The organism is Rathayibacter sp. Leaf299, assembly GCF_001423055.1.
Classification (GTDB): Bacteria; Actinomycetota; Actinomycetes; order Actinomycetales; family Microbacteriaceae; genus Rathayibacter; species Rathayibacter caricis.
On record NZ_LMNT01000007.1, the window covers coordinates 35,278 to 47,038 of the forward strand.

Sequence of the window (11,761 nt, forward strand, 5' to 3'; positions counted from 1 at the left end):
GTCGAAGTCTCGCCCGACGCCGGCGGTGCGCCGGCTCCGTCGGGAGCCGGTCCGCGCGTCGGGACCATTGATCTTAGCGGACCCCGGCGTCGAGCACCCGGGACCGGAGAGGGGAACCCGTCAGGCTCCGAGGCGTGCGAGCGCCTCGGCGACGGGGAGCTGCTCGCGCTCCCCCGTCCGGCGGTCCCAGAGCTCGACGATCCCCTCGGCCGCACCGCGACCGGCGATCACGATCACGGGCACGCCGATCAGCTCGGCGTCGCCGAACTTCACTCCCGGCGACACCTTGGGTCGGTCGTCGATCAGCACGTCGCGCCCGGCGCTCTCGAGCGAGGCGCCGACCGACTCCGCGAGGGCGAGGGCAGCCGCGTCCTTGCCGGTCGCGATCACGTGCACGTCGAACGGAGCGACGTTCTCGGGCCAGATCAGGCCGCGGTCGTCGTGGTTGCTCTCGGCGATGACGGCGAGGATCCGCGTGACGCCGATGCCGTAGGAGCCCATCGTCACGGTGACGAGCTTGCCGTTCTCGTCCAGGACCTTCAAGCCCAGGACCTCGGCGTACTTGCGGCCGAGCTGGAACACGTGGCCGATCTCCATGCCGCGCGCCGTCTCGATCGGGCCGGAGCCGTCCGGAGCGGGATCGCCGGCGCGGACGTCCGCGACCTCGACGACGCCGTCGGCGGTGAAGTCGCGCCCGGCGACGAGGTCGAGGACGTGCTTCCCCGGGATGTTCGCCCCGGTGATCCAGGCCGTGCCGTCGACCACGCGGGGGTCGAGCAGGTAGCGCACGCCGGTGGCCGACTCCTCGCCGAGCACCGCGCCCTCGGGCGACCAGGGGCCGATGTAGCCCTTGATGAGACCGGGGCGCTTCGCGAAGTCGGCCTCTGTGGCCGCCTCGACCTCGGCGGGCGCGAAGGCGACCTCCGCGCGCTTGAGGTCGATGTCGCGGTCACCCGGCAGGCCCACGATGACGAGCTCGCGGCTCCCGTCGAGGGCGGTGAGCGCGAGCACGACGTTCTTCAGCGTGTCGGCCGCGGTCCAGGCCCGGCCGTCGGCGCGGGGCTCTCGATCGTTCGCCAGGTCGACCAGCGTCTGGATCGTCGGGGTGTCGGGCGAGTCGAAGACGCGCGCCTCGGGCAGACCCTCGAGGGGACGGGCTTCGGGCACGGGGGTGCGGTACGCCTCGACGTTGGCGGCGTAGCCGCCGGCGGAGCGGACGAAGGTGTCCTCGCCCACGGGGGTCGGGTGCAGGAACTCCTCGCTCCGCGAGCCGCCCATGGCGCCCGCGTCGGCCTGCACGATCACGTACTCGAGGCCGAGGCGGGTGAAGATCCGCTCGTAGGCGTCGCGCTGCAGCTGGTAGCTCGCATCGAGGCCCGCGTCGGTGTGGTCGAAGGAGTACGCGTCCTTCATGGTGAACTCGCGTCCGCGCAGGAGGCCGGCCCGGGGACGGGCCTCGTCGCGGTACTTGTCCTGGATCTGGTAGATCGACAGGGGCAGGTCCTTGTAGGAGGAGTAGAGGTCCTTGACCAGGAGGGTGAAGAACTCCTCGTGGGTGGGCGCCAGCATGTAGTCCGCGTCCTTGCGGTCCTTCAGGCGGAACACTCCGTCGCCGTACTCGGTCCAGCGTCCGCTCGCCTCGTAGGGCTCGCGCGGCAGGAGCGCGGGGAAGTGCACCTCCTGGGCGCCGGCCGCCTCCATCTCCTCGTGGATGATCCGCTCGATGCGGCGCTTCACCCGGAGGCCGAGCGGCAGCCAGGCGAAGACGCCCGGGGCCTGGCGGCGGATGTAGCCCGCGCGCACGAGGAGGCGGTGGCTCGCGACCTCGGCGTCCGAGGGATCCTCTCGGAGGGTGCGGACGAACAGGTGCGACAGACGGGTAACCACGAGGGACGATCCTATCCGGAGCCCGCGCGCCGGGTGGCGCCGTCAGTCGGGGATCCGCGAGAAGACCAGGCTCCCGCCGACCCCGTCCAGGACGACGTCCTCCGAGGTCCCGCCGATCTCGACCGGGGCCGAGAGGAGGGCCAGCAGCCGGTTCTCGGCGGGGCCGGGCTGCTCGCCGCAGCCGTCCGTCCAGACGGGCGGCTCCTCCGGCGCCAGCACGCCCGCGTCGATCGTGAACGGAGCGACGACGCTCGAGCACTCGGTGCCGATCACGAGGGTCTCGTAGCCGTCCACGCGCTCGGTGCGCAGGCGGACCCGCGCGTCCTCCACCCAGGCGGAGTAGGGCCCCTCCCCCGACGCGGCCGTCAGCACCCAGCGGTCGCAGCCGAACGGATCCGCGGCGGTGCGGCGATCGGTGCAGCCGTCGATGCGCACGGCCGCGGCCGGACGGAGCGAGGCGACGCCCGCCGCGGCGAGGGTCGCGACGACGACGGTGAGCGCGAGGCGGAGGACGGGGCGGACCACGACGATCGCGCCCCGCTCCGACTCAGTTGGCGCCGACGGTGACGACCGGGGCACCGGTCGAGGTGTCGTCCGCGGGCATCTCGGCGGCCAGGCGGTTGGCCTCCTCGATGAGCGTCTTCACGATCTCGGCCTCGGGGACGGTCTTGATGACCTCGCCCTTGACGAAGATCTGGCCCTTGCCGTTGCCGGAGGCGACGCCGAGGTCGGCCTCGCGGGCCTCACCGGGCCCGTTCACGACGCAGCCCATCACGGCGACGCGCAGCGGCACGCTCATGCCCTCGAGGCCGGCCGTGACGTCGTTCGCGAGCGTGTAGACGTCGACCTGGGCGCGACCGCAGCTCGGGCACGACACGATCTCGAGCTTGCGCTCGCGGAGGTTGAGCGACTGCAGGATCTGCAGACCGACCTTGACCTCCTGCGCGGGCGGAGCGGACAGCGACACGCGGATGGTGTCGCCGATGCCCTCGCCGAGGAGGATGCCGAACGCCGTGGCCGACTTGATCGTGCCCTGGAACTCGGGGCCCGCCTCCGTCACGCCGAGATGCAGCGGCCAGTCGCCGCGCTCGGCGAGCAGGCGGTACGCCTTCACCATGACGACGGGGTCGTTGTGCTTGACCGAGATCTTGAAGTCGTGGAAGTCGTGCTCCTCGAAGAGGCTCGCCTCCCAGACGGCGCTCTCGACGAGGGCCTCCGGGGTGGGCTTGCCGTACTTCTGCAGCAGGCTCGGCTCGAGCGAGCCGGCGTTGACGCCGATGCGGATCGAGACGCCGGCGGCCTTCGCGGCGGCGGCGATCTTGCCGACCTGGTCGTCGAACTTGCGGATGTTGCCCGGATTCACGCGGACCGCGGCGCACCCGGCGTCGATCGCCGCGTAGACGTAGTTGGGCTGGAAGTGGATGTCGGCGATCACCGGGATCTGGCTCTTCTTCGCGATGATCGGCAGCGCCTCCGCATCGTCGCGGCTCGGCACGGCGACCCGCACGATGTCACAGCCGGAGGCGGTGAGCTCGGCGATCTGCTGGAGCGTCGCGTTGATGTTCGTCGTCGGGGTCGTGCACATCGACTGCACACTGACCTGGGCGTCACCACCCACGAGCACCTTCCCGACCTTGATCTGGCGGGACTTGCGGCGGGGGGCGAGGGTCATGGGCACCTTGGGAAGACCCAGATTCACTGCTGGCACCCGCCCATCGTACGCGCGCCGCCCGACCCTCCGTCCGCTCGCCGCGTCTTCCCAGCCGCCGCCCGACTCCCGCGGCGCTCAGCGGACAGAGCGGCCCGCCCCGAGCCGCCCGAGAAGCTCCTTCGCCGCAGCCGAGGCGAACGGACGTATCGCGTGCCAGCGATCCGTTCTAGCCGACCGCACGACGCTCCTGGCAACGCAACCACCCTGCGGAGCCGACCGCGGCACGCCGCCCGTGACCGCCGTCGCCGCAGGCGAGGCGAACGGACGGATCGCGTGCGAGCGATCCGTTCTAGCCGTACGCGGGACGCTCTCGAGAACGCAACCACCCCGACAAGCCGACCGCGGCACGCCGGGCAGGGACCGGCGTGCGAATCAGAACAGCCGTATCGGCTTCACGATGTCGGCGTAGATGAGCAGGGCGCTCATCCCGCCCAGCAGCAGCACGACCGCGTAGGTCAGCGGCAGGAGCTTCGCGATGTCCACCGGGCCCGGGTCGCGCTTCCCGAAGAGCTTCGCGGTGCGTCGGCGCAGCCCCTCCCAGAGGGCTCCGGCGATGTGACCGCCGTCCATCGGGAGCAGCGGGACGAGGTTGAAGACGAACAGCGCCACGTTGAGCGAGGCGAGCACGCCCACCATGGTCTGCACCTTCGACACCACGGGCAGCTGGTCGGAGGCGGCGATCTCGCCGGCGATGCGGCCGACGCCGACGACGCTGATCGGCCCGTTCGCGTCGCGCTCCTCCGGGCCGAAGGCCGCCTGCGCCACGTCGAGCAGCCGCTGCGGCAGGTTGAGGATCACGCCGGCGACGCTCGCGACGTTCTGCCCGACGGTCTCCGGGACCGCGGTGATCGGCTGCTGGACCAGCGCCTGCGCTGGCGAGATGCCGATGAAGCCGACGGTCTGCGTCCGGACGGCTCCCGAGGAGTCGAGCACGGGGCTGCCCGCGTCGTCCAGCACGGCCACCTCGTTCTCGGCGGGGGTGATCGAGAGGGTGAGGCTCGTGCCGTCCCGGTCGATCTCCACGGCGAGGGGCGTGCCGGCCGACTCGCGGATGATCGGGGTCAGGTCGTCCCAGGAGGAGACCGCGGTGCCGTCGATCGAGACGATCCTGTCACCCGGAAGGAGCCCCGCCGCGGCGCCCGGAGCCAGCGGGTCGTCGGGCGAGCAGGTCTCCGCGCTGGACTGGGAAGCGGGGACGACGCACTGCGAGACGGTGGAGATCGTCGAGGTGTTCTGGGCCACTCCGATGCCGCACAGCAGCACGGTGAAGAGGACGGTCGCGATGAGGAGGTTCATGAAGGGGCCGCCGAACATCACGATCACCCGCTTCCAGACCGGGAGGCGGTAGAAGGCGCGGTGCTCCTCCCCCTCGCCGATGGTCTCGGCGCTGGCGGCCCGCGCCTCGTCGATCATCGTCGAGTAGGCGCCGCGTCGCGGTTCGGGTGCGGACTCGTTGCCGTTCAGCCCGTTGAAGAAGCCGGTGCTCGACTCCGCGACCCGGTCGCCGGGGTGCTTCGGCGGGTACATGCCGATCATCGCGATGTAGCCGCCGAGCGGCAGGGCCTTGATCCCGTACTCCGTCTCGCCGCGGCGGCGCGAGTAGATCGTCCTGCCGAAGCCGATCATGTACTGCGTGACCTTCACCCCGAAGAGCTTGGCCGGCACGAGGTGCCCCACCTCGTGCAGGGCGATCGAGAGGGCGACGCCCACGGCGATGATGACGACGCCGAGGACGAAGAGCAGCACGGATTCCACCGCATCACTGTAGGCCGGAGCGACGCGTGCACGCTGGGGTGCGCCTGCACGATCCCGATGAGTCGGGCAGCGCGCCCGACTCGGGTCAGGCGGCGGCGATCCTCGCGTCGGCCGCTCGCCGCGCCCAGGTCTCCGCCGCGGCGAGCGACTCCCTCGTCAGCGCCCCGTCGACGGAGTGCGCGTCGACGACGGCCTCCACCGTCGCGAGGATGTCGAGGTAGCCGATCCGGCCCGCGTGGAACGCCTGCACCGCCTGCTCGTTCGCCGCGTTGAAGACGGCCGGGTACGACGCCCCGGCGACGCCGACCTTCTTCGCGAGGCGGATGGAGGGGAACGCCTCCTCGTCGAGCGGCTCGAAGGTCCAGGTGTGCGAGCGGGTCCAGTCCAGCGGCACACCGACTCCTGCGACGCGGTGCGGCCAGTCGAGGCCGAGGGAGATCGGCAGCCGCATGTCCGGCGGCGACGCCTGGGCGAGCGTCGAGCCGTCGACGTACTCGACCATCGAGTGCACGACCGACTGGGGGTGCACGGTCACGTCGATCCGCTCGTAGGGGATGTCGAAGAGCAGGTGCGCCTCGATGACCTCGAGGCCCTTGTTGACGAGCGTCGACGAGTTCGTCGTGACGACGAGTCCCATGTCCCAGGTCGGGTGCGCGAGCGCCTCGGCGGGGGTCACGTCCCGGAGGGAGGAGCGGTCGCGCCCGCGGAACGGCCCGCCGGATGCGGTGAGGACCAGGCGGCGGACCTCCCGGTGCTCGCCCGCCAGAAGGGCCTGCGCGATCGCCGAGTGCTCGGAGTCGACCGGCACGATCTGACCGGGGGCCGCGAGCGAGGTGACCAGCTCGCCGCCGACGATCAGCGACTCCTTGTTGGCCAGGGCGAGGCTCCGCCCCTCCTCGAGCGCGGCGAGGGTCGGGCCGAGCCCGACCGAGCCGGTGATGCCGTTCAGCACGACGTCGGCGTCGACGCTCCGGACGAGCTGCTCCGCCTCGTCCGCGCCGAACGCGGTGTGCTCGACGCCGAACGCCCGGGCCTGCTCGGCCACCGCCTCCCTTTGGGAGCCTGCGGCGAGGCCGACCACCTCGAAGCGGTCGCGATTCGCCCCGATGACGTCGAGGGCCTGCGTGCCGATGGACCCGGTCGAGCCGAGGATGATGACCCTGCGCATCCGCCCATCCTGGCACGGCGCGCAGAGCCGCTCCCGGGTCAGCTCACCGCGAGGATGTCGATCACGAAGACGAGGGTGTCGGTGCCGGAGATGCCGGCGTTCGCGTTGCCCGCCTCTCCGTAGCCCTGGGCCGGCGGGATCACGACGAGCACCTGCGAGCCGACGGTCTGCCCGACGAGCGCCGCCTTGAAGCCCTCGATCACGTCGCCGGTGCCGAAGGAGGCGGGCGTGCCGGTCCCCCAGCTCTGGTCGAACACCTCGCCGGTGCCCCAGACGGTGCCCTGGTACTGCACGATCAGGCTGTCGCCGTCGGCGACCACCTGGCCGTCGCCCTTCTTCAGGACGCCCAGCTGCAACTCGGTCGGCGGGTCGGTCTCGGGGATCGTGACGGTCGGGGTGCCGTCCTCGGCGAGCTCGACGGTGGGCAGGCCGTCGACCGGCGGCTGCGGGGCCCCGGTCGCGGTGGTCGGGACGATCGCCTCGACGTCGATCACCATGACGATCGAGTCGTCGGCCCCGACGCCGAAGTCGGCGCTGCCCGCGTCGCCGAAGGCGTCCGCCGGAGGCACCACGGCCACGACCCGCGAGCCGACGGTCGCGCAGTTCACGGCCTTCACGAGGCCCGAGAGGTACTGGTCGGTGTCGACGGCGAACGCGGCGCGGCCACCGGAGGCGTAGGTGCTCGCCGAGAACTCGGCTCCGCTCGTCGCGTTGTAGAGGGTGTAGTCGACCAGGACGGTGTCGCCCTCCTCGACCTCGTCGCCGGTGCCCTCGATCGCGGTCGTGCGCTCGGTCTCGTCGACGCTCAGCGGCGAGGGGAAGACGGTGACCGGCTTCGTCGCGAAGTCGCCGCTCGTCTCGACGGCCGCCGAGGCGTCCCCCTCCGACACGCAGGTCAACGGAGTGGGCGACGCGCTCGGCGCCGCCTCCTCCGCACCGCCGGTGCAGGCCGTCAGGCCCAGGGTCGCGCCGACGACGGCGAGGATCGCGAATGCTCTGCGCACGGGGTGCCTTTCCTGTCCGGTACTGCCGGACGACGTTCGGGGATGCCTCCATGGTCCGCCACGCGCCTCTGGACGACCTGGGCGCGGAGCGTCGGAGCGCCCCCGCGGGAGCGCCGCCTACGATTGGGGCATGCGTGAATTCTCGGTCCCCCAGTCCCGCGCGCTCGTCACCGAGCTCCCCGGCCCGCGCTCGATCGCCCTGCAGGAGCGTCGCGTCGCGAGCGTCTCGCGCGGTGCGGGCACCCTGGCGAACATCTACATGGACCACGCCTCGGGCGCCGTCCTGGTCGACGTCGACGGCAACCGCCTCATCGACCTCGGCTGCGGCATCGGAGTCACGACGATCGGTCACGCGCACCCCGCGGTGGCCGCCGCGGCCGCCGCCCAGGCCGAGAAGCTCACCCACACGCTCTTCACGGTGACCCCCTACGAGAACTACGTCCGGGTCGCCGAGAAGCTCGCCGAGATCACCCCCGGCGACTTCGAGAAGCGCTCGATCCTCGTGAACTCCGGCGCCGAGGCCGTCGAGAACGCCGTGAAGATCGCCCGCAAGTACACCGGCCGCCGCGCGATCGCCTCGCTCGACCACGCCTTCCACGGCCGCACGAACCTCACCATGGCGATGACCTACCGCCCCTGGCCCGAGCGCGCCGGCATGGGCCCCTTCCCCGGCGAGATCTACAGCCTCCCGATCAGCTACCCGTTCCGCGACCCCGAGGGCATGACGGGCGAGGAGGCGGCCGAGCGCTCGATCGACTACATCCGCACGCACATCGGCGCGCAGGAGCTCGCGGCGCTGTTCGTCGAGCCCATCCAGGGCGACGGCGGCATCATCATCCCGGCGCCCGGCTACTTCCAGCGCCTCTCCGAGTTCTGCACCGAGAACGGCATCGTCTTCGTCGCCGACGAGATCCAGGCCGGCATCGCCCGCACCGGCGCGTGGTACTCCATCGAGCACCACGGAGTCGTCCCGGACCTGATCACGACCGCCAAGGGCATCGCGGGCGGCTTCCCGCTCGCGGCCGTCACCGGTCGCGCCGAGATCATGGACGCCGTGCAGCCCGGCGGCATCGGCGGCACCTTCGGCGGCAACCCCGTCTCGACGGCGGCGGCGCTCGCGACCTTCGAGGCCATCGAGACCGAGGGCCTGCTCGAGGAGGCGCAGCGCGTGGAGCGCGCGCTGTGGGCGCGCACCGGCGACTGGGCCGAGCGCTTCCCGGTCGTCGGCGAGGTGCGCGGCAAGGGTGCCATGTTCGGCGTCGAGCTCGTCCACCCCGGCACGAAGAAGCAGAATCCGGAGGCGCTCACCGCGGTCCTGAAGCACGCGACCGCGAACGGCGTCATCCCGCTCGACGCGGGCAGCTGGGACAGCGTCCTGCGCATCATGCCCAGCGTCGTCATCAGCGAGGAGCTCATCGACGACGCGATGTCGGTCATCGAGGAGGCGCTCGCGCAGCTCGGCTGAGCCTCCCCTTCCGCCGGTCGCGCGCATGACCGGCGGGGCATGCGACCGCCGGTACTGTCGGGCGGATGCGGACCGACGACGACCACGACGCGCCGACCCCACCCGGCATCGGCCTCTCGGCGAGGTTCGCCCGCTTCGCGATCGGCGGGGTCGGCCGCGTGGTCTACCGCCCGATCGTCGAGGGGCGCGACAACGTTCCGCTGACGGGCCGCGTGATCCTCGCCGCCAACCATCTGTCGTTCATCGACTCCCCCGTGCTGACGCTCCTCGCGCCGCGCCCGGTGCAGTTCCTCGCGAAGGCCGACTACTTCACCGGCACCGGACCCCGCGGCGCACTCTCCCGGTCCTTCTTCACGGCGGTCGGCGCCGTCCCGGTCGAGCGCGGGGCCGGACAGGCAGCGCAGGAGGCGCTCGACCTCGGGCGCGCGATCCTCGAGCGCGACGAGGCGTTCGCCGTCTACCCCGAGGGCACCCGCTCGCGCGACGGCCGGCTCTACCGGGGCCGCACGGGAGTGGCGTGGCTCGCGCTGACGACCGGCGCCCGCGTGGTTCCGGTCGGGCTGATCGGCACTCAGGAGCTGCAGCCCGTCGGATCGGTGATCCCGCGCCTGCACCGCATCACGGTGCGCTTCGGAGACGCGCTCGACCTCTCGCGGCACGGCTCCGCCGACTCCGGTCGCGCCCGCCGGCACGCCACGGACGAGGTCATGACCGCGATCCACGCCCTCTCGGGGCAGGAAGCGGCCGGCGTCTACAACGAGTCGCCGCCGACGACCACGGCCGAGCGCATCCGGCGCGCGCTGCCGCACGAGCGCCGCTGAGCCCCGCGGGAACGGTCAGCCGGCGGCGACCGTCTCGGGTTCGTGCGCGACGGGGAAGGCGACGGAGTTCGCGATGAAGCACAGTCGTGCGGCCTCACCGTGCAGCGACTGCGCCAGCTCGATCATCGATGCGTCCGCGACCGTCACCCGGGGGCGCAGGGTCGCCGAGGCGAACCGCCCTCCGTCGCCCTCCTGCACCATCCGGCCGACCGCGTCGTCCGAGTAGTCGGTGACGACCACTCCGTTCTTCACGGCCACGTGGAGATAGGAGAGGAGGTGGCACTGCGCCAGGGCGGCGATCAGCATCTGCTCGGGGTTCCACCGGTCGGCGTCCCCGCGGAAGGGCTTGTCGGCCGACCCCGCGATCGCCTCGCGTCCCTCCGCCCGCACCGTGTTCTGCCGCCCGTAGTCGCGGTACCCGCTGGTGCCGGTGCCGCGGTTGCCGTCCCAGACGACGGAAACCGCGTAGTGGTGATCGATCTGCATCGGATTCCTTCTTCCCCTGGCTGGATCGGGCCGGTCTCGTCGGTCTGGACCCCTGCCCCCGGCAGTGCCGCGGGTAGGATCGCAGGACCATGACAGACACGCTCGCCCCCCAGGTTCCCACGTCGGCAGTCCCCCAGGAGAGGCTCGTCTCGACCGAGATCCCCGGACCGCGCTCGAGGGCCCTGCACGAGCGACGCCTGGCCGTGGTGCCCACGGGAGTCGGCACCGCCCTGCCCGTCTACATCGACCGTGCGCACGGCGCGATCCTGGTCGACGTCGACGGCAACCGCTTCATCGATCTCGGTGCGGGCATCGGAGTGACCACCATCGGCCACACGGACGACGCGGTCGTCGCCGCCGCGACCAAGCAGCTCGGCCGCCTCACGCACACCCTCTTCACCGTCACGCCGTACGAGCCCTACATCCGGGTCGCCGAGCTGCTCGGCGAGCACACCCCCGGCGACTTCCCCAAGAAGACCGTCCTGGTCAACTCGGGCGCGGAGGCGGTCGAGAACGCGGTCAAGATCGCGCGCAAGCACACCGGTCGCCCCGGGGTGGCGGTCCTCGACCACGCGTACCACGGCCGCACGAACCTGACGATGGCCATGAACTTCAAAGCCCTGCCCTACGGCCTCGGCTTCGGCCCCTTCGCGAGCGACATCCACCGCGCGCCGAGCTCCTACCCCTACCACGACGGTCTCTCCGGCGCCGAGGCGGCCGAGCGCACGATCTCCTACCTCGAGAAGACGGTCGGAGCCTCCGCTCTGGCCTGCCTCGTCGTCGAGCCGGTGCAGGGCGAGGGTGGATTCATGGTGCCCGCCGAGGGCTACCTCCCGGCACTGCAGGAGTGGTGCACCGCGAACGGCATCGTCTTCGTCGCCGACGAGATCCAGTCGGGCATGGCCCGCACCGGAGCCTGGTTCGCGAGCGAGCACTTCAGCCTCGTCCCCGACCTCGTGCTCTCGGCCAAGGGCATCGCGGGCGGGCTACCGCTGGCCGGAGTGACGGGTCGCGCCGAGATCATGGACTCCGCGCAGGCGGGCGGGCTCGGCGGCACCTTCGGCGGCAACCCCGTCGCCGCCGCGGCCTCCGTCGCCGTCTTCGAGCGCATCGAGCGCGAGGGGCTGCTCGCCGAGGCCGACCGGATCGGCGCCCGTCTCGGTGCCGCTCTGCGAGAGCTGCAGGAGCAGTACGACATCATCGGCGACGTGCGCGGGATCGGCGCGATGATGGCGATCGAGCTCGTCCTGCCCGGCACCGCCACGACCACGAAGATCCCGAACGCGGCGGCCGTGACCGCGATCACCGAGTACGCGGCCTCGCACGGCGTCCTCGTGCTCAGCGCGGGCACCTACGGCAACGTGGTCCGCTTCCTGCCCAGCCTCGCCCTCACCGACGAGCTGCTCGACGACGCGGTGTCGGTCCTCCGCGACGCCTTCGCCACTCTCTGACGGGACTCCTCCG

Annotated in this window: 10 protein-coding genes; 3 read left to right on the top strand and 7 right to left on the bottom strand. The window is 71.9% G+C overall.

The window, feature by feature from the left end; genetic code table 11:
* Window positions 1-120: 120 nt before the first annotated feature.
* The 6 genes from ASF48_RS17965 to ASF48_RS17990 all read right to left on the bottom strand — a co-directional run bounded on the left by ASF48_RS17965 (window position 121) and on the right by ASF48_RS17990 (window position 7,525).
* A complete protein-coding gene (locus ASF48_RS17965; RefSeq protein ID WP_055794645.1) occupies window positions 121-1,887 on the bottom strand; it encodes a proline--tRNA ligase in 1,767 nt (588 codons plus the stop codon).
* A gap of 42 nt (window positions 1,888-1,929) precedes the next feature.
* Window positions 1,930-2,412, bottom strand: coding sequence for a hypothetical protein (locus ASF48_RS17970; RefSeq protein WP_055794647.1), 483 nt, complete (start codon window positions 2,410-2,412; stop codon window positions 1,930-1,932).
* A gap of 22 nt (window positions 2,413-2,434) precedes the next feature.
* Window positions 2,435-3,595: a flavodoxin-dependent (E)-4-hydroxy-3-methylbut-2-enyl-diphosphate synthase gene (gene ispG, locus ASF48_RS17975; protein ID WP_082481773.1), complete on the bottom strand. Its 1,161-nt coding sequence runs from the start codon at window positions 3,593-3,595 to the stop codon at window positions 2,435-2,437.
* Between the two features lie 375 nt (window positions 3,596-3,970).
* Window positions 3,971-5,353 (bottom strand): M50 family metallopeptidase, encoded by a 1,383-nt coding sequence (locus ASF48_RS17980; protein ID WP_200931050.1) that lies wholly within the window; start codon window positions 5,351-5,353, stop codon window positions 3,971-3,973.
* A gap of 85 nt (window positions 5,354-5,438) precedes the next feature.
* Window positions 5,439-6,521: a 1-deoxy-D-xylulose-5-phosphate reductoisomerase gene (locus ASF48_RS17985; protein ID WP_055794652.1), complete on the bottom strand. Its 1,083-nt coding sequence runs from the start codon at window positions 6,519-6,521 to the stop codon at window positions 5,439-5,441.
* A gap of 38 nt (window positions 6,522-6,559) precedes the next feature.
* A complete protein-coding gene (locus ASF48_RS17990) occupies window positions 6,560-7,525 on the bottom strand; it encodes an FKBP-type peptidyl-prolyl cis-trans isomerase (protein WP_055794654.1) in 966 nt (321 codons plus the stop codon).
* 130 nt (window positions 7,526-7,655) lie between these two features.
* Here ASF48_RS17990 and gabT (ASF48_RS17995) point away from each other — a divergent pair, with 130 nt between their 5' ends.
* A complete protein-coding gene (gabT, locus tag ASF48_RS17995; RefSeq protein WP_055794656.1) occupies window positions 7,656-8,990 on the top strand; it encodes a 4-aminobutyrate--2-oxoglutarate transaminase in 1,335 nt (444 codons plus the stop codon).
* Window positions 8,991-9,055: 65 nt separating this feature from the next.
* A complete protein-coding gene (locus ASF48_RS18000) occupies window positions 9,056-9,811 on the top strand; it encodes a lysophospholipid acyltransferase family protein (RefSeq protein ID WP_055794658.1) in 756 nt (251 codons plus the stop codon).
* Window positions 9,812-9,826: 15 nt separating this feature from the next.
* Here ASF48_RS18000 and ASF48_RS18005 read toward each other — a convergent pair whose 3' ends face one another.
* On the bottom strand, window positions 9,827-10,297 hold the full coding sequence (locus ASF48_RS18005; protein WP_055794660.1) for an OsmC family protein: 471 nt from the start codon (window positions 10,295-10,297) through the stop codon (window positions 9,827-9,829).
* Window positions 10,298-10,386: 89 nt separating this feature from the next.
* Between ASF48_RS18005 and gabT (ASF48_RS18010) the strand changes: the two genes are divergently transcribed.
* Window positions 10,387-11,748: a 4-aminobutyrate--2-oxoglutarate transaminase gene (gene gabT, locus ASF48_RS18010; protein WP_055794661.1), complete on the top strand. Its 1,362-nt coding sequence runs from the start codon at window positions 10,387-10,389 to the stop codon at window positions 11,746-11,748.
* The last annotated feature ends 13 nt before the right edge of the window (window positions 11,749-11,761 follow it).

Excerpts from the sequence above, each read along its gene's own strand:
- ASF48_RS17985 (WP_055794652.1), bottom strand. The coding sequence starts at position 6,521 with ATGCGCAGGGTCATCATCCTCGGCTCGACCGGGTCCATCGGCACGCAG.
- gabT (WP_055794656.1), top strand. The coding sequence starts at position 7,656 with ATGCGTGAATTCTCGGTCCCCCAGTCCCGCGCGCTCGTCACCGAGCTC.
- ASF48_RS18000 (WP_055794658.1), top strand. The coding sequence starts at position 9,056 with ATGCGGACCGACGACGACCACGACGCGCCGACCCCACCCGGCATCGGC.
- ASF48_RS18005 (WP_055794660.1), bottom strand. The coding sequence starts at position 10,297 with ATGCAGATCGATCACCACTACGCGGTTTCCGTCGTCTGGGACGGCAAC.
- gabT (WP_055794661.1), top strand. The coding sequence starts at position 10,387 with ATGACAGACACGCTCGCCCCCCAGGTTCCCACGTCGGCAGTCCCCCAG.